Source organism: Enterobacter sp. HK169 (assembly GCF_001719105.1).
Classification (GTDB): Bacteria; Pseudomonadota; Gammaproteobacteria; order Enterobacterales; family Enterobacteriaceae; genus Enterobacter; species Enterobacter asburiae_B.
The window spans coordinates 3818178-3835739 of sequence record NZ_CP017087.1 but is presented as its reverse complement, the minus strand read 5'-3'; the positions used below and the strand labels follow the sequence as shown (position 1 = coordinate 3835739).

Below are 17562 nucleotides of genomic sequence, written 5' to 3'. Positions count from 1 at the left end.
GTGCAAAAATGAAAGCAACATCGGAAGAGCTGACAATCTTTGTCGCCGTCGTTGAAAGCGGCAGCTTTAGCCGCGCGGCCGAACAGCTGGGTCAGGCTAACTCAGCCATCAGCCGTTCGGTAAAAAAACTGGAGATGAAGCTTGGAGTGAGTCTGCTTAACCGAACGACGCGGCAGCTGAGCCTGACGGAAGAGGGAGAGCGTTACTTCCGCCGCGTGCAGTCGGTATTGCAGGAGATGGCTGCAGCGGAGACGGAGATTATGGAGACCCGCAGCACGCCGCGTGGTTTGCTGCGCATTGATGCGGCCACGCCGGTTGTGCTCCATTTTCTGATGCCGCTGATCAAACCTTTCCGCGAGCGCTATCCGGAGATGACGCTATCGCTGGTCTCCTCAGAGACGTTTATCAACCTCATCGAACGGAAAGTGGATGTGGCTATCCGGGCGGGAACCCTTACAGATTCAAGCTTGCGTGCCCGCCCTCTGTTTGCCAGCTACCGCAAAATTATCGCATCGCCAGAGTATATTGCCGAACATGGTAAACCGGAGACGGTTGAAGAACTGAAGCAGCATCTGTGCCTTGGCTTTACGGAGCCGGTGTCGCTGAACACCTGGCCTGTTGCCTGCCATGATGGTCAACTTTATGAAATTACCTGCGGATTATCGTCTAACAGCGGAGAGACGCTGAAACAGCTGTGTCTCGAAGGAAATGGTATCGCCTGCTTGTCAGACTATATGATTAATAAGGAGATAGCCCGGGGTGAACTGGTGGAGCTAATGGCCGATAAACGTCTGCCGGTCGAAATGCCTTTTAGCGCGGTGTATTACAGTGACAGAGCGGTGAGTACGCGCATTCGTGCCTTTATTGACTTCCTGAGTGAACATATAAAAACAGCTCCCGGAGGAGCTGTGTGAGGGTTCAGGTTACAGAGGGTGGGTCAAACTTAATCCCAGTCAGGAGCTAAACCTTCCGGGCTGACCAGGCGATCGTTGCACTCCAGCGCTGCGATCGCTTTTTTATCGTCTGCATCCAGATGAAGATCCGTTGCTAACAGGTTGCTGGCCAGGTTTTCACGCTTAGTTGATGATGGGATCACGGCATAACCTTCACCCATTGCCCATGCCAGAATCACCTGCGCAGCAGTCGCGTTATGCTTCTCTGCGATACGCGTAATCACTTCATTTTTCAGCGCCTTACCGTAGGCCAGCGTCATGTATGAGGTGATGTGGATCCCGTGCTGTTTTGCCCATTCCACGACTTTGCGGTTTTGCAGGTATGGCGACAGCTCAATCTGGTTGGTTGCAATATTTTCTGCACCAACAGCAGCAATGGCTTTTTCCATCAGCGGAATGGTGAAGTTGGAGATCCCAATTTCGCGGGTTAAGCCCTGCTTTTTCGCTTCCAGCAGCGCCTGCATGAATTCCTCTACTGAGACGGCATCATTCGGTGATGGCCAGTGGATCAGCGTCAGATCTACGTAGTCAGTACGCAGTTTTTTCAGGCTCTCTTTCAGGCTAGGGATCAGCTTATCTTTGCTGAGATTCTCAATCCAGATTTTCGTGGTGATAAACAGTTCGTTACGCGGCACACCACTCTCTTCGAGAGCTTGTCCAACGGCAGCTTCGTTTTCATAGATCTGTGCCGTATCAACTCCACGATAGCCCAGTTCGAGTGCGGTTTTAACCGATGCGATAACAACGTCGTCTTTCAGGCGGAAAGTGCCAAGACCAAATGCAGGGAGAGTCATACTATTCCTCAATCATTATGTTCGTAAACTGAGGAAGATTATCGCTGGCGTTGTTATAGAGAAAAAGATCGCAAAACGCAGAGGATTTTTGCTAATTTCGCAATAATTAAACGTCAGATAAGAAAAAAGCCCTGAGCGTGAGCTCAGGGCTTTTAATAAGTGGCGGAACGGACGGGACTCGAACCCGCGACCCCCTGCGTGACAGGCAGGTATTCTAACCGACTGAACTACCGCTCCACCGAAGACTGCTGTAACCACCGGATTTATGCACCGGCTTACTACTTAATTTGATGCCTGGCAGTTCCCTACTCTCACATGGGGAGACCCCACACTACCATCGGCGCTACGGCGTTTCACTTCTGAGTTCGGCATGGGGTCAGGTGGGACCACCGCGCTAAAGCCGCCAGGCAAATTCTGTTAATCTGTATCAGGCTGAAAATCGTGTCTGTCTTCGCCGAAACAGCTTCGGCGTTGTAAGGTTAAGCCTCACGGTTCATTAGTATCGGTTAGCTCAACGCATCGCTGCGCTTACACACCCGACCTATCAACGTCGTAGTCTTCAACGTTCCTTCAGGACCCTTAAAGGGTCAGGGAGAACTCATCTCGGGGCAAGTTTCGTGCTTAGATGCTTTCAGCACTTATCTTTTCCGCATTTAGCTACCGGGCAGTGCCATTGGCATGACAACCCGAACACCAGTGATGCGTCCACTCCGGTCCTCTCGTACTAGGAGCAGCCCCCCTCAATTCTCCAGCGCCCACGGCAGATAGGGACCGAACTGTCTCACGACGTTCTAAACCCAGCTCGCGTACCACTTTAAATGGCGAACAGCCATACCCTTGGGACCTACTTCAGCCCCAGGATGTGATGAGCCGACATCGAGGTGCCAAACACCGCCGTCGATATGAACTCTTGGGCGGTATCAGCCTGTTATCCCCGGAGTACCTTTTATCCGTTGAGCGATGGCCCTTCCATTCAGAACCACCGGATCACTATGACCTGCTTTCGCACCTGCTCGAGCCGTCACTCTCGCAGTCAAGCTAGCTTATGCCATTGCACTAACCTCCTGATGTCCGACCAGGATTAGCTAACCTTCGTGCTCCTCCGTTACTCTTTGGGAGGAGACCGCCCCAGTCAAACTACCCACCAGACACTGTCCGCAACCCGGATTACGGGTCTACGTTAGAACACCAGCCATTAAAGGGTGGTATTTCAAGGTCGGCTCCACGCAGACTGGCGTCCACGCTTCAAAGCCTCCCACCTATCCTACACATCAAGGACCAGTGTTCAGTGTCAAGCTATAGTAAAGGTTCACGGGGTCTTTCCGTCTTGCCGCGGGTACACTGCATCTTCACAGCGAGTTCAATTTCACTGAGTCTCGGGTGGAGACAGCCTGGCCATCATTACGCCATTCGTGCAGGTCGGAACTTACCCGACAAGGAATTTCGCTACCTTAGGACCGTTATAGTTACGGCCGCCGTTTACCGGGGCTTCGATCAAGAGCTTCGCGTTACCGCTAACCCCATCAATTAACCTTCCGGCACCGGGCAGGCGTCACACCGTATACGTCCACTTTCGTGTTTGCACAGTGCTGTGTTTTTAATAAACAGTTGCAGCCAGCTGGTATCTTCGACTGATTTCAGCTCCACCCGCAGGGGCTTCACCTACATATCAGCGTGCCTTCTCCCGAAGTTACGGCACCATTTTGCCTAGTTCCTTCACCCGAGTTCTCTCAAGCGCCTTGGTATTCTCTACCTGACCACCTGTGTCGGTTTGGGGTACGATTTGATGTTACCTGATGCTTAGAGGCTTTTCCTGGAAGCAGGGCATTTGTTACTTCAGCACCGTAGTGCCTCGTCATCACACCTCAGCGTTAATAAGGTACCGGATTTACCTGGAACCTCCGCCTACATGCTTAAACCGGGACAACCGTCGCCCGGCTAACATAGCCTTCTCCGTCCCCCCTTCGCAGTAACACCAAGTACAGGAATATTAACCTGTTTCCCATCGACTACGCCTTTCGGCCTCGCCTTAGGGGTCGACTCACCCTGCCCCGATTAACGTTGGACAGGAACCCTTGGTCTTCCGGCGAGCGGGCTTTTCACCCGCTTTATCGTTACTTATGTCAGCATTCGCACTTCTGATACCTCCAGCATGCCTCACAGCACACCTTCAACGGCTTACAGAACGCTCCCCTACCCAACAACACATAGTGTCGCTGCCGCAGCTTCGGTGCATGGTTTAGCCCCGTTACATCTTCCGCGCAGGCCGACTCGACCAGTGAGCTATTACGCTTTCTTTAAATGATGGCTGCTTCTAAGCCAACATCCTGGCTGTCTGTGCCTTCCCACATCGTTTCCCACTTAACCATGACTTTGGGACCTTAGCTGGCGGTCTGGGTTGTTTCCCTCTTCACGACGGACGTTAGCACCCGCCGTGTGTCTCCCGTGATAACATTCTTCGGTATTCGTAGTTTGCATCGGGTTGGTAAGCCGGGATGGCCCCCTAGCCGAAACAGTGCTCTACCCCCGAAGATGAGTTCACGAGGCGCTACCTAAATAGCTTTCGGGGAGAACCAGCTATCTCCCGGTTTGATTGGCCTTTCACCCCCAGCCACAAGTCATCCGCTAATTTTTCAACATTAGTCGGTTCGGTCCTCCAGTTAGTGTTACCCAACCTTCAACCTGCCCATGGCTAGATCACCGGGTTTCGGGTCTATACCCTGCAACTTAACGCCCAGTTAAGACTCGGTTTCCCTTCGGCTCCCCTATACGGTTAACCTTGCTACAGAATATAAGTCGCTGACCCATTATACAAAAGGTACGCAGTCACACCACAAGGGTGCTCCCACTGCTTGTACGTACACGGTTTCAGGTTCTTTTTCACTCCCCTCGCCGGGGTTCTTTTCGCCTTTCCCTCACGGTACTGGTTCACTATCGGTCAGTCAGGAGTATTTAGCCTTGGAGGATGGTCCCCCCATATTCAGACAGGATACCACGTGTCCCGCCCTACTCTTCGAGTTCACAGCCTGTGTGCTTTCGTGTACGGGACTGTCACCCTGTACCGTGCGACTTTCCAGACGCTTCCACTAACACACAAGCTGATTCAGACTCTGGGCTGCTCCCCGTTCGCTCGCCGCTACTGGGGGAATCTCGGTTGATTTCTTTTCCTCGGGGTACTTAGATGTTTCAGTTCCCCCGGTTCGCCTCGTTAACCTATGTATTCAGTTAACGATAGTGCAACGAATTGCACTGGGTTTCCCCATTCGGACATCGCCGGGTCAAAGGTTCATATCACCTCGCCGGCGCTTTTCGCAGATTAGCACGTCCTTCATCGCCTCTGACTGCCAGGGCATCCACCGTGTACGCTTAGTCGCTTAACCTCACAACCCGAAGATGTTTCTTTCGATTCATCATCGACTTGCGAAAATTTGAGAGACTCGAACACACATAACATATGTGTCGTTTCAATTTTCAGCTTGATCCAGATTTTTAAAGAGCAAAACTTCGCAGTGCACCTTTTCAGGTTCACTCTGAAGTTTTCTTGTGTTCGCAGTAAAAGATGGTGGAGCTATGCGGGATCGAACCGCAGACCTCCTGCGTGCAAAGCAGGCGCTCTCCCAGCTGAGCTATAGCCCCATCGTTTATCATCTCTGTACCGCTCATCCTTTAAAAGGAGTTTGGTAGGCCTGAGTGGACTTGAACCACCGACCTCACCCTTATCAGGGGTGCGCTCTAACCACCTGAGCTACAAGCCTGCAGAGATTTTTACTGCTGTTTTTCATCAGACAATCTGTGTGAGCACTGCAAAGGCAGGTTCTTTAAGGTAAGGAGGTGATCCAACCGCAGGTTCCCCTACGGTTACCTTGTTACGACTTCACCCCAGTCATGAATCACAAAGTGGTAAGCGCCCTCCCGAAGGTTAAGCTACCTACTTCTTTTGCAACCCACTCCCATGGTGTGACGGGCGGTGTGTACAAGGCCCGGGAACGTATTCACCGTAGCATTCTGATCTACGATTACTAGCGATTCCGACTTCATGGAGTCGAGTTGCAGACTCCAATCCGGACTACGACGCACTTTATGAGGTCCGCTTGCTCTCGCGAGGTCGCTTCTCTTTGTATGCGCCATTGTAGCACGTGTGTAGCCCTACTCGTAAGGGCCATGATGACTTGACGTCATCCCCACCTTCCTCCAGTTTATCACTGGCAGTCTCCTTTGAGTTCCCGGCCTAACCGCTGGCAACAAAGGATAAGGGTTGCGCTCGTTGCGGGACTTAACCCAACATTTCACAACACGAGCTGACGACAGCCATGCAGCACCTGTCTCAGAGTTCCCGAAGGCACCAATCCATCTCTGGAAAGTTCTCTGGATGTCAAGAGTAGGTAAGGTTCTTCGCGTTGCATCGAATTAAACCACATGCTCCACCGCTTGTGCGGGCCCCCGTCAATTCATTTGAGTTTTAACCTTGCGGCCGTACTCCCCAGGCGGTCGACTTAACGCGTTAGCTCCGGAAGCCACGCCTCAAGGGCACAACCTCCAAGTCGACATCGTTTACGGCGTGGACTACCAGGGTATCTAATCCTGTTTGCTCCCCACGCTTTCGCACCTGAGCGTCAGTCTTTGTCCAGGGGGCCGCCTTCGCCACCGGTATTCCTCCAGATCTCTACGCATTTCACCGCTACACCTGGAATTCTACCCCCCTCTACAAGACTCTAGCCTGCCAGTTTCGAATGCAGTTCCCAGGTTGAGCCCGGGGATTTCACATCCGACTTGACAGACCGCCTGCGTGCGCTTTACGCCCAGTAATTCCGATTAACGCTTGCACCCTCCGTATTACCGCGGCTGCTGGCACGGAGTTAGCCGGTGCTTCTTCTGCGGGTAACGTCAATCGACAAGGTTATTAACCTTATCGCCTTCCTCCCCGCTGAAAGTACTTTACAACCCGAAGGCCTTCTTCATACACGCGGCATGGCTGCATCAGGCTTGCGCCCATTGTGCAATATTCCCCACTGCTGCCTCCCGTAGGAGTCTGGACCGTGTCTCAGTTCCAGTGTGGCTGGTCATCCTCTCAGACCAGCTAGGGATCGTCGCCTAGGTGAGCCGTTACCCCACCTACTAGCTAATCCCATCTGGGCACATCTGATGGCAAGAGGCCCGAAGGTCCCCCTCTTTGGTCTTGCGACGTTATGCGGTATTAGCTACCGTTTCCAGTAGTTATCCCCCTCCATCAGGCAGTTTCCCAGACATTACTCACCCGTCCGCCGCTCGCCGGCAAAGTAGCAAGCTACTTTCCGCTGCCGCTCGACTTGCATGTGTTAGGCCTGCCGCCAGCGTTCAATCTGAGCCATGATCAAACTCTTCAATTTAAGTTTGATGCTCGTGAATTAAACTTCGTAATGAATTACGTATGTTCACTCAGAGACTTGGTATTCATTTTTCGTCTTGCGACGTTAAGAATCCATGTCACTTTGAGTGCCCACACAGATTGTCTGATAAATTGTTAAAGAGCAGTGCAACGCGGCTTTCGCTCACCGTTGCGAGGTGGCGTATATTACGCTTTCCTCTTTCAGAGTCAACCCGTTATTTCAGAATTTTTCTCTTCAACCGACCGCGTTGTCTGTGAAGTGATTCACATCCGCCGTGTCGATGGAGGCGCATTATAGGGGGCCGCCGAGGAATGACAAGCGGAAAAATGCATTTTTATTTCAACCGCTCATCTTTTCACCAAAAAGGCTATTTTTGGTGCTTTTTAATCTCTTTTGGCAGATCGGCCAGACTATTAATCACCCAATCCGCTGCATTTTCTGCTTCTGGCGTCACTGGCTTACCGGTGCGAACTAATATTTTGGTTCCTACATCCGCTGCGGCGGCTGCCTGCATATCTTCCAGTTTATCGCCCACCATATAAGAAGCAGACATATCAATGTGCAGGAACTCCTGTGCAGAGATGAACATCCCGGGATGCGGCTTACGGCAGTCACAGGTCTGGCGATACGCATCAACGGTTCCCTGCGGGTGGTGCGGACAATAGTAGATGCCGTCGAGATCCACACCGCGGTCGGCCAGCGACCAGTCCATCCATTCCGTCAGCGTCTCGAACTGCGCCTCGGTGAATTTACCGCGTGCAATACCGGACTGGTTCGTCACAACCACCAGCGCATAACCCATCTCTTTCAGCTGGCGCATGGCATCTATTACGCCCTCGATAAACTCGAACTCATCAATCTCATGAACATAACCGTGATCCACATTAATAGTGCCATCACGATCGAGAAAAATTGCGGGTACTGATTTTGCCACCGGTTTGCTCCTGAAAAAGGCATGTTCGACTAGTATCTCATGAATCGCAGCGCAATAAAGTGCTCATCGTACAGAGTTGGATTGATTTAGACGTCTGGATGCCTTAACATCCGTTTTGTTTACGGTCATCACCCGTATCTGGCAGAAGAAAATGCCACGGCTAACTTACATACGATAAAAATAATCTAATGATTAAACTTTCCAATATCACCAAAGTGTTCCAGCAGGGGAACCGAACCATTCAGGCGCTGAACAACGTCAGCCTGCATGTTCCTGCTGGTCAAATTTATGGCGTCATTGGCGCATCGGGTGCAGGTAAAAGCACGCTGATTCGTTGTGTTAACCTGCTTGAGCGCCCAACCCAGGGCAGCGTAGAAGTTGGCGGCCAGGAACTTACCGCCCTCTCAGAGAAAGAACTCACCAAAGCGCGTCGTCAGATTGGCATGATCTTCCAGCACTTTAACCTGCTGGCTTCCCGCACCGTGTTCGGCAACGTTGCCCTGCCGCTTGAGCTTGATAACACGCCAAAAGAAGAAGTGAAGCGTCGCGTCACCGAGCTGCTCGACCTCGTAGGTCTGGGCGACAAGCATGATAGCTACCCGGCAAATCTGTCCGGTGGGCAAAAGCAGCGTGTGGCCATTGCCCGCGCGCTGGCAAGTAATCCTAAGGTACTGCTGTGCGATGAAGCCACCAGCGCACTGGATCCGGCAACCACGCGTTCGATTCTGGAACTGCTGAAAGACATTAACCGTCGCCTGGGCCTGACGATCCTCCTTATTACACATGAGATGGACGTGGTGAAACGCATCTGCGACTGCGTGGCGGTCATCAGCAACGGTGAACTGATCGAGCAGGACACGGTAAGTGAAGTCTTCTCGCATCCGAAGACGCCGCTGGCACAGCAGTTCATCCAGTCCACGCTGCATCTGGATATTCCGGAAGATTATCTGGAGCGTTTGAAAACCGAACCCGCAGCAGACAGCGTCCCGATGCTGCGCATGGAGTTCACCGGTCAGTCCGTTGACGCTCCCCTGCTTTCCGAAACCGCGCGTCGCTTTAACGTAAACAACAACATCATCAGCGCGCAGATGGATTACGCCGGTGGCGTGAAGTTCGGCATCATGCTGACAGAAATGCACGGCACACAAGAAGAAACCCAGGCCGCGATTGCCTGGCTGCAAGAACACCACGTAAAAGTAGAGGTACTGGGTTATGTCTGAGCCGATGATGTGGCTGCTGGTTCGCGGCGTTTGGGAAACGCTGGCAATGACCTTTGTCTCTGGCTTCTTTGGTTTTGTGATTGGCCTGCCGGTCGGCGTACTGCTGTATGTGACGCGTCCGGGTCAAATCATTGAGAACGCGAAACTGTACCGTACGCTCTCTGCGCTGGTGAACATCTTCCGTTCTATTCCCTTCATTATTCTGCTGGTGTGGATGATTCCGTTTACCCGCGTGATCGTCGGAACGTCTATCGGTCTGCAGGCGGCCATTGTTCCGCTAACCGTGGGGGCTGCGCCGTTTATCGCCCGTATGGTGGAAAACGCCCTGCTGGAGATCCCAACCGGTTTGATCGAAGCCTCACGCGCGATGGGCGCAACGCCGATGCAGATCGTCCGCAAAGTCCTGCTCCCGGAAGCACTGCCGGGCCTGGTGAACGCGGCAACCATCACGCTCATCACGCTGGTCGGTTATTCCGCAATGGGTGGCGCAGTTGGCGCTGGCGGTTTAGGCCAGATTGGTTACCAGTACGGCTATATTGGATATAACGCTACCGTGATGAATACCGTTCTGGTATTGCTGGTTGTTCTGGTTTATTTAATCCAGTTCTCTGGCGATCGCATCGTCCGGACCGTTACTCACAAATAACGTTACACACAACACAAACTCTACGAGTTAAGGATAAAACATGGCGTTTAAATTAAAGACCTTTGCAGCAGTAGGCGCGCTGATCGGCTCTCTGGCACTGGTGGGTTGCGGTCAGGACGAAAAAGATCCAAACCACATTAAAGTGGGCGTTATCGTGGGTGCAGAACAACAGGTTGCTGAAGTTGCTCAGAAAGTGGCGAAAGAGAAGTATGGCCTGGACGTTGAGCTCGTGACCTTCAACGATTACGTTCTGCCGAACGAAGCGCTGAGCAAAGGCGATATCGACGCTAACGCCTTCCAGCATAAGCCATACCTGGATCAGCAGATCAAAGATCGTGGCTATAAACTGGTGGGTGTTGGTAACACCTTCGTTTATCCAATTGCCGGTTACTCTAAGAAAATTAAATCGCTGGACGAGCTGCAGCCGGGCTCTCAGGTTGCCGTGCCTAACGACCCAACCAACCTTGGCCGTTCCCTGCTGCTGCTGCAGAAAGTGGGCCTGATCAAACTGAAAGACGGTGTTGGCCTGCTGCCAACCGTTCTGGATGTCACCGAGAACCCGAAAAATCTGAAAATTGTTGAACTGGAAGCACCGCAGCTGCCACGTTCTCTGGACGATGCGCAGATTGCCCTGGCCGTGATCAACACCACTTATGCCAGCCAGATTGGCCTGACGCCGGCTAAAGACGGTATCTTCGTTGAAGATAAAGACTCCCCGTACGTTAACCTGATCGTGACTCGCGAAGACAACAAGGACGCGGAAAACGTGAAGAAATTCGTTCAGGCTTATCAGTCTGATGAAGTTTACCAGGAAGCCAACAAAGTGTTTAACGGCGGCGCTGTTAAAGGCTGGTAATCTCACCTCAGTGTAATATCATCAGGACGGGCTTATGCCCGTCTTGTCATTTGTGCAGTCAACTGATTCAATATCTGACGTTTTGATTATCCATTGAGGAACTATTATGCGTGCTTTACCGATCTGTCTTTTAGCACTCATGCTGAGCGGCTGTTCTATGCTAAGCAGATCTCCCGTTGAACCTGTTCAAAGCACGGCAACCCCGCCAAAAACCGAGCCTGCAAAACCGAAAGTGGTTCGCCCTGCGCCGGTTCGCATTATCACGAAAGCAGACGAACTCGTCGGTAAACCGTTCCGTGAACTGGGCGAAGTGAGCGGCGAATCCTGTCAGGCAACCAATCAGGACTCACCACCGAATATTCCGACAGCGCGTAAACGTATGCAGATTAATGCCGCAAAAATGAAAGCCAACGCGGTTCTGCTGCACAGCTGCGAAGTCACCAGCGGCACGCCGGGCTGCTACCGTCAGGCGGTTTGCATCGGTTCAGCGCTGAACATCACGGCGAAATGAGTGCATTTCAGTTCGAGCAGATAGGCGTTATCCACTCTCCTTATAAAGAGAAGTTCGCCGTCCCCCGCCAGCCCGGTCTGGTCACCAGCGGAAGCGGTGAGCTTCACCTGATTGCGCCTTACAATCAGGCCGATGCGGTACGCGGGCTTGAGGCTTTCAGCCATTTATGGGTGGTGTTCGTGTTTCACCAGACGATGGAAGGCGGCTGGCGTCCGACCGTGCGCCCTCCTCGTCTCGGCGGAAATGCGAGAATGGGCGTGTTTGCAACTCGCTCGACTTTCCGCCCAAACCCGATTGGAATGTCGCTGGTTGAACTGAAAGGCATACGCTGCCAGAAAGATCGGGTGATACTGGAGTTAGGTAGCCTGGACCTGGTAGACGGCACGCCGGTAATCGACATCAAACCCTATTTGCCCTTCGCCGAAGCCCTCCCGGACGCGCGTGCAAGTTATGCTCAGGACGCGCCACAGGCGGACATGCCTGTTTATTTTACGCCTGAGATAACCGCGCAGCTCGGTCAGCTGGAGAAACGCTATCCTCGCTTACGGGATTTCATCACTGAAGTTCTGGCACAGGACCCGCGTCCGGCCTACCGTAAAGAAGAGGAAGAAGGAAAAACGTACGCCGTCTGGCTGCTCGATTTCAACGTTCGCTGGCGCGTCACCGGGGCAGGTTTTGAAGTGTTTGCCCTTGAACCCAGGTAATTTTGTTCTCCTCTCTTTTGGCATCTTTGCCACACTGGTAAACTAAACCACTTTTTTTGTGTCAGGCTGGTGTTTCAGCCTGTTCCAATCGTCGAAATGGAACCGTAACAACATGCGTACTAGCCAATATCTGCTCTCCACTCTGAAGGAGACGCCTGCCGACGCCGAAGTGATCAGCCATCAGCTGATGCTGCGCGCCGGGATGATCCGCAAGCTGGCCTCCGGGTTATATACCTGGCTGCCGACCGGCGTGCGCGTCCTGAAAAAAGTCGAAAACATCGTGCGTGAAGAGATGAACAACGCCGGTGCTATCGAGGTGTCCATGCCTGTGGTTCAGCCCGCTGACCTGTGGCAGGAGAGCGGCCGTTGGGAACAGTATGGTCCTGAACTGCTGCGCTTTGTCGATCGCGGCGAGCGTCCGTTCGTTCTCGGCCCAACGCATGAAGAAGTCATTACCGACCTGATTCGTAATGAGCTGAGCTCTTACAAACAGCTGCCGCTGAACTTCTTCCAGATCCAGACCAAGTTCCGTGACGAAGTTCGCCCACGTTTCGGCGTCATGCGCTCTCGCGAATTCCTGATGAAAGATGCTTACTCTTTCCATACCTCTCAGGAATCACTGCAAGAGACCTACGACGCAATGTACGCGGCGTACAGCAAAATCTTCTCTCGCATGGGTCTGGATTTCCGTGCTGTGCAGGCTGATACCGGCTCCATCGGCGGTAGCGCATCCCATGAGTTCCAGGTCCTGGCGCAGAGCGGTGAAGACGATGTGATCTTCTCTGACTCTTCAGACTACGCGGCGAATATCGAATTTGCAGAAGCGCTGGCGCCAAAAGAACCACGCGGGGCGGCAACGCAAGAGATGACGCTGGTTGATACGCCAAACGCTAAAACCATTGCCGAGCTGGTTGAGCAGTTCAATCTGCCTGTCGAAAAAACCGTGAAAACGCTGCTGGTGAAATCCACCGAAGGCAGCGCTTACCCGCTGGTTGCCCTGCTGGTGCGTGGCGATCACGAGCTGAACGAAGTGAAAGCCGAGAAGCTGCCGCAGGTAGCCAGCCCGCTGACCTTCGCAACGGAAGCGGAAATCCGCGCCGTGGTGAATGCGGGTCCAGGTTCACTGGGTCCAGTCAATCTACCGGTGCCTGTTGTCATTGACCGCACGGTTGCGGCAATGAGCGACTTCTCCGCAGGTGCGAACATCGACGGTAAACATTACTTTGGCATCAACTGGGATCGCGACGTGGCGACGCCGGAAGTGGCTGACATCCGTAACGTGGTTGCAGGCGATCCAAGCCCGGACGGCCAGGGTACCCTGATGATTAAGCGCGGCATCGAAGTGGGTCATATCTTCCAGCTGGGTGATAAATACTCTCGCGCGCTGAACGCGGCCGTTCAGGGTGAAGATGGCCGTAACCAGATCCTGACCATGGGTTGCTACGGTATCGGGGTGACGCGCGTGGTGGCTGCGGCGATTGAGCAGAACTACGACGAACGCGGCATCGTCTGGCCGGACAATATTGCGCCGTTCCAGGTGGCTATTCTGCCAATGAACATGCACAAGTCTTACCGCGTGCAGGAGCTGGCCGAGAAGCTGTATGCCGAGCTGCGCGCTCAGGGTATCGAAGTGCTGATGGATGACCGTAAAGAGCGTCCGGGCGTGATGTTTGCCGATATGGAACTGATCGGTATCCCGCACACCGTCGTCATCGGCGACCGTAACCTCGACAGCGATGAGATTGAATACAAATACCGTCGCAGCGGCGAGAAACAGATGATCAAGACCGGCGACATTCTTGATTACCTGGTGAAAGCCATCAAAGGCTAAACAAAAAACCCCGCTCAGGCGGGGTTTTTTAATGGCTCAGCGTCGGCTTATTTACTGTTACAGTCTTTACCCGCAACAAACTTCGCGTCTTTATCTGCCACCAGCGTTTTCACCATCTCCCCGCTATCCGGGTTTGGCTCCAGCGTAAAGTGACCGTCAACCGTCAGCAATACCGGCTTGCTGTCATTGCCGCGTGCCACAGCGTAATCACGTTCAAGCTGCGCATTGTTTGCCACGCTGACCTTCCTGCCGGTTGCGCAGTCGGTAAAGATCGCCGCATCCGCCATATAGAAGTACATCCCCCGCATTGCCATCGGCGTGGCAGGCAGAGCCGCTTTTACCGGCGCAAGCGTGTAGTTGAACTGGGATTCAATCGGGTTGCCTTCGCGGTCGAGCATCTCCATCCCCTCACCTTTGGCGCGGAAAAAGGTTTTCTCACCGGAGGTATCCGTCAGGACCAGCTTCTCCGCCGTACGCGCCCAGGTTCCATAAGTGGCAAAAGAAGAAGGCTCTTTAGCGCCCTGATAGCGCTGATTCATCACCCAGGTGCCATCTTTTTGCAGGAACAGAGACGTTTCAATGCCTTCGCAGTCCGCGCAAGGCAATACGCCGCGCCAGCTTTGCTGCATCGGTTTTAATTCTTCCGTTTGCGTGGGTTGTAAAACCTGCGTTTCGGAGCGGTTGTTACACCCAAAAAGCGCAAACAGCGTACTCACTGCCAGCGCTGACCATAATGCTTTTTTCACAATGAATTCCTTATGAAAAGTGTGTTCCCTTTCGTCACTCTGTCGGGCGACGAACTTTACCGCGTAGTGCTTTCACTGTGGATTTTTGGGCCTTCGAGGACAACCGACGCTCTTTCGATGCGCGGGTCGGCCGCGTTGCCCGGCGGCTTTTTTGTACTGCCGTTAGCTCTTTGATTACCGCCACCAGCCTGGCTATCGCCGCTTCCCGGTTGAGCTCCTGGCTGCGGTACTCCTGGGCTTTGATCACAATCACGCCATCGCTGGTGATCAGGTGATGGCTGGCGGCAAGCAGGCTTTCTTTATAATACTCTGGCAGGCTTGAGGCCCGAATGTCAAAACGCAAATGGATAGCCGTCGACGCCTTGTTGACGTGCTGCCCGCCTGCTCCCTGCGCACGGATGGCGATGATCTCGAGCTCGCTGTCAGGGATGCTGACGTTTCGGGACAAGACGATCATGACGCGGGTTGCCACGCCGTTAAATGAATTTCCAGATTATTCTGAGAATCAGAGAGCCAGATGGCGCCATCCTGAATCGTCGCCTGCAAAACCATGGTCCGGCTGGCAAATTCGCTCAACTGCGCCAGCTGCTCATCATCCAGATACCAGACCGTGAGATTTTTAAACTGTCCGCACTTGCTCTTGTTTTGCTGCCACCAGATCTCCGCAGCGCGCTGATTATATGCGAATAAGGCCACTTCAGCGGACTGGGTGCAGGCCTTCTTAATTCTGCGCTCGTCAGGTAGGCCGAGTTCGATCCACAAATCGATACCCAGATGATCGTTGCGCAGCCAGGCTTCAGGCTCGTCTTCTGCGCTTAACCCACGGGAAAACTGCAGACGCTCGTCGGCATACTTAATCCACGCCAGCAGGCGCAGCATCATGCGCTCCTGGGTTTCGGAGGGGTGGCGTGCCAGCGTAAGCGACGCGTCGAGGAACTGGTTGCGATCCAGATCGGCCACATTGACCACAGCTTTATAAATTGTCGCTTTCAGCGCCATGAGAGAACTCCATTCGAATCAGGCGCACATTGTAGCGAAAACCGCGGCAAAAGGCTGTTACAGGGTGTTAAATACACCGCTATCAAGGCCCTGATATTGCTTAAATGAGTATGGTATAGTCACCTTGCTAAACCGAGTTTATCTTCGTAGGCTTAATGATATCTCACAGTAAGTCAGTGCGCTGGCGGGAGGGGATGTGAATAATTATTGTGAGTTAATTCGCAAACGGTATGCGGAAATCGCCAGCGGAGATCTGGGGTATGTCCCGGACGCGTTGGGCTGTGTATTGAAGGTGCTTAATGAAGTGGCCTCTGATGAGAGCCTTTCAGAGTCGGTCAGGGAAAAAGCAGCGTATGCTGCGGCGAATTTACTGGTGAGCGATTATGTCGATGAATGATACTTATCAACCCATCAATTGTGATGACTATGACAACCTCGAACTCGCCTGCCAGCATCATTTATTACTGACGCTGGAGCTAAAAGATGGCGAAGTGTTGAAGGCGAAAGCCAGCGATCTGGTTTCACGAAAGAATGTGGAATACCTGATAGTGGAAGACGCCGGGGCGACGCGTGAGCTGCGTCTGGACAAAATAGCCAGCTTCAGCCACCCCCAAATCGGCACCGTCGTGGTGAGCGAATCCTGATGACACTAACGGGCAGCCTGGCTGCCCGTTACGCTTTCTTCCACTCAAAACGGACACCCTCTTCTGACCACCCCTCTTCCGTAATGAACACCCCTGCCGCAGCGATCAGCGTTTCACCGTAGAACAGTAGCGGCGTGGTGTCGCGCAGCCACGGCGGCACGTTGCACTCCTGCCATATTTTCTTCAGCTTTCGTCCCCCGTTGCGCCCGACGATATGCAGCAGGCCGCCAGCCTTAAAGCGCACGGTGACCGGTTCACCGGGCTTCGGCAGCCGCACATGACCAGACGACAGAAGAGAAACGCGTCCTGCCTCACAGGGCAATATCAGGGGCGCGTCAGGAGAAAGCCAGTCGAGCACCACATCGGTCAGCGAGGGCATGGATTTTATCCACCAGAGCTCCCCTTTATAGCGTCTAACCTCAAAACCGTTCAGGTGGACGCACGGAGAAGCATCATCCCGCGCCAGTGCGACTTCGTCCCAGATACGGCTCAGCATTGTCCTCGACGGCATCGCGGCGCGATGAAAGGCCAGCCAGCGCCGTAACAGCGCGGCGCGACGTACCGGGCTCATCGCTTTCATCGGTGCGATCGCCAGCGCCCCGTCTGCAGAAATAAGCCCAGCCAGCTCGTCTCTCAACAGCTCATCCAGCAACGACTCCTGTTCGGCGCACAGCATGGCGCTTCTTGCCGTCGCGTCGGCGAAATGCGGCCAGCGCTCGCTGAGCAGCGGGAGAACGCGCAGACGCAGGAAGTTACGGTCGTAGCCGTCATCCTGGTTACTCTCATCTTCGATCCAGTTCAGCTGATGTTCTCGCGCCCAGGCTTCCAGCGAGGCACGCGTCTCGCCAAGCAGCGGACGCAGTAGCGTTGTGTCGGCAAATTCAGAACGCGCCGGCATGGCAGAAAGCCCCGCCGGCCCGCTGCCCCGCTTAAGAGCCAGCAGAAAGGTTTCACACTGGTCATCAAGATGCTGAGCCGTGACCAGCGCTTCTCCAGTACGTAATGCCCCGGCAAATGCGGCATAGCGGGCTTTCCGCGCCTGCGCTTCGATGCCCAGCCCCTCCTCCGCAAGCGTGACGCGCTCAACGATGAGCGGGATCGCCCAGGCCGCACACAAGGCTTCACAGTGCACCACCCACGCCTCTGCGTGAGGACTTAATCCGTGGTGAATATGCATCGCCCGAAGCTGGACGTCAGGTTCCCGATCGCGCCAAAGCTTAAGGCGATGCAGCAACACGGTAGAATCCAGGCCACCGCTAAACCCCACCAGCAGCTGGCGGTACGGTGAAACGGCTTGTGCGATAGCGGGTAAGGTCATAGGAGATTACACATAAAAAATGCCCAAACTGAGCGGGCAT

General features: G+C 53.6%; 15 protein-coding genes, 3 tRNA genes and 3 rRNA genes. 9 read left to right on the top strand and 12 right to left on the bottom strand.

All coding sequences use genetic code 11. From position 1 onward, the window contains the following. Positions 1–8: 8 nt before the first annotated feature. Entirely contained in the window at positions 9–914 is a 906-nt protein-coding gene (yafC, locus tag EnteroDNA1_RS18175; protein ID WP_069303688.1) for a DNA-binding transcriptional regulator YafC, read from the top strand. 29 nt (positions 915–943) lie between these two features. Here the strand turns inward: yafC and dkgB are convergent, their stop codons facing one another. The 8 genes from dkgB to gmhB all read right to left on the bottom strand — a co-directional run bounded on the left by dkgB (position 944) and on the right by gmhB (position 8047). Then, positions 944–1747, bottom strand: coding sequence for a 2,5-didehydrogluconate reductase DkgB (dkgB, locus tag EnteroDNA1_RS18170; protein ID WP_069303687.1), 804 nt, complete (start codon positions 1745–1747; stop codon positions 944–946). A 160-nt stretch (positions 1748–1907) separates the two neighbouring features. Continuing rightward, positions 1908–1984, bottom strand: a tRNA-Asp gene (locus EnteroDNA1_RS18165). A 55-nt stretch (positions 1985–2039) separates the two neighbouring features. After that, a 5S ribosomal RNA gene (gene rrf, locus EnteroDNA1_RS18160) occupies positions 2040–2155 on the bottom strand. 67 nt (positions 2156–2222) lie between these two features. After that, positions 2223–5127, bottom strand: a 23S ribosomal RNA gene (locus EnteroDNA1_RS18155). Positions 5128–5307: 180 nt separating this feature from the next. Continuing rightward, a tRNA-Ala gene (locus EnteroDNA1_RS18150) sits at positions 5308–5383 on the bottom strand. Positions 5384–5425: 42 nt separating this feature from the next. Beyond that, positions 5426–5502: transfer RNA gene (locus EnteroDNA1_RS18145), tRNA-Ile, on the bottom strand. 69 nt (positions 5503–5571) lie between these two features. After that, positions 5572–7113 (bottom strand): 16S ribosomal RNA (locus tag EnteroDNA1_RS18140). The 16S, 23S and 5S rRNA genes sit together here with 3 tRNA genes alongside, the layout of an rRNA operon. A gap of 367 nt (positions 7114–7480) precedes the next feature. Then, positions 7481–8047, bottom strand: coding sequence for a D-glycero-beta-D-manno-heptose 1,7-bisphosphate 7-phosphatase (gmhB, locus tag EnteroDNA1_RS18130; protein ID WP_069303686.1), 567 nt, complete (start codon positions 8045–8047; stop codon positions 7481–7483). Between the two features lie 188 nt (positions 8048–8235). On the opposite strand from gmhB, the gene metN reads away from it, so the two are divergent. The 6 genes from metN (at position 8236) to proS (ending at position 13815) form a co-directional block, all read left to right on the top strand. Beyond that, positions 8236–9267 (top strand): methionine ABC transporter ATP-binding protein MetN, encoded by a 1032-nt coding sequence (gene metN / locus EnteroDNA1_RS18125; protein ID WP_023310475.1) that lies wholly within the window; start codon positions 8236–8238, stop codon positions 9265–9267. After that, the gene (locus EnteroDNA1_RS18120) at positions 9260–9913 is read left to right on the top strand and encodes a methionine ABC transporter permease MetI (protein ID WP_014168730.1); all 654 of its coding nucleotides are present in this window, start codon (positions 9260–9262) and stop codon (positions 9911–9913) included. The genes metN and EnteroDNA1_RS18120 overlap by 8 nt, the downstream gene beginning before the upstream one ends. A 40-nt stretch (positions 9914–9953) precedes the next feature. Further along, on the top strand, positions 9954–10769 hold the full coding sequence (metQ, locus tag EnteroDNA1_RS18115; protein ID WP_014168729.1) for a methionine ABC transporter substrate-binding lipoprotein MetQ: 816 nt from the start codon (positions 9954–9956) through the stop codon (positions 10767–10769). Positions 10770–10875: 106 nt separating this feature from the next. Next, positions 10876–11280 (top strand): Rcs stress response system protein RcsF, encoded by a 405-nt coding sequence (gene rcsF, locus EnteroDNA1_RS18110; protein ID WP_008501883.1) that lies wholly within the window; start codon positions 10876–10878, stop codon positions 11278–11280. Next, on the top strand, positions 11277–11984 hold the full coding sequence (gene tsaA / locus EnteroDNA1_RS18105) for a tRNA (N6-threonylcarbamoyladenosine(37)-N6)-methyltransferase TrmO (RefSeq protein WP_039260568.1): 708 nt from the start codon (positions 11277–11279) through the stop codon (positions 11982–11984). Before rcsF ends, tsaA begins: the two co-directional genes overlap by 4 nt. Positions 11985–12096: 112 nt before the next feature. Beyond that, a complete protein-coding gene (gene proS / locus EnteroDNA1_RS18100) occupies positions 12097–13815 on the top strand; it encodes a proline--tRNA ligase (RefSeq protein ID WP_033144681.1) in 1719 nt (572 codons plus the stop codon). Between the two features lie 47 nt (positions 13816–13862). Here the strand turns inward: proS and nlpE are convergent, their stop codons facing one another. From nlpE to EnteroDNA1_RS18085, 3 genes are read right to left on the bottom strand one after another with little or no spacing between them, the layout of a single operon-like run. Next, the gene (nlpE, locus tag EnteroDNA1_RS18095; protein ID WP_069303685.1) at positions 13863–14561 is read right to left on the bottom strand and encodes an envelope stress response activation lipoprotein NlpE; all 699 of its coding nucleotides are present in this window, start codon (positions 14559–14561) and stop codon (positions 13863–13865) included. A gap of 34 nt (positions 14562–14595) precedes the next feature. After that, entirely contained in the window at positions 14596–15018 is a 423-nt protein-coding gene (gene arfB / locus EnteroDNA1_RS18090; RefSeq protein ID WP_069303684.1) for an alternative ribosome rescue aminoacyl-tRNA hydrolase ArfB, read from the bottom strand. After that, positions 15015–15560, bottom strand: a complete 546-nt coding sequence (locus tag EnteroDNA1_RS18085) for a YaeQ family protein (protein ID WP_033144678.1) — start codon at positions 15558–15560, stop codon at positions 15015–15017. The genes arfB and EnteroDNA1_RS18085 overlap by 4 nt, the downstream gene beginning before the upstream one ends. A 196-nt stretch (positions 15561–15756) precedes the next feature. Between EnteroDNA1_RS18085 and EnteroDNA1_RS18080 the strand changes: the two genes are divergently transcribed. Further along, on the top strand, positions 15757–15957 hold the full coding sequence (locus tag EnteroDNA1_RS18080) for a YaeP family protein (RefSeq protein WP_008501889.1): 201 nt from the start codon (positions 15757–15759) through the stop codon (positions 15955–15957). Beyond that, a complete protein-coding gene (rof, locus tag EnteroDNA1_RS18075) occupies positions 15944–16204 on the top strand; it encodes a Rho-binding antiterminator (protein ID WP_008501890.1) in 261 nt (86 codons plus the stop codon). Before EnteroDNA1_RS18080 ends, rof begins: the two co-directional genes overlap by 14 nt. A gap of 28 nt (positions 16205–16232) precedes the next feature. Here the strand turns inward: rof and tilS are convergent, their stop codons facing one another. Further along, positions 16233–17522, bottom strand: coding sequence for a tRNA lysidine(34) synthetase TilS (gene tilS, locus EnteroDNA1_RS18070; RefSeq protein ID WP_069303683.1), 1290 nt, complete (start codon positions 17520–17522; stop codon positions 16233–16235). Between the last annotated feature and the right edge of the window lie 40 nt (positions 17523–17562).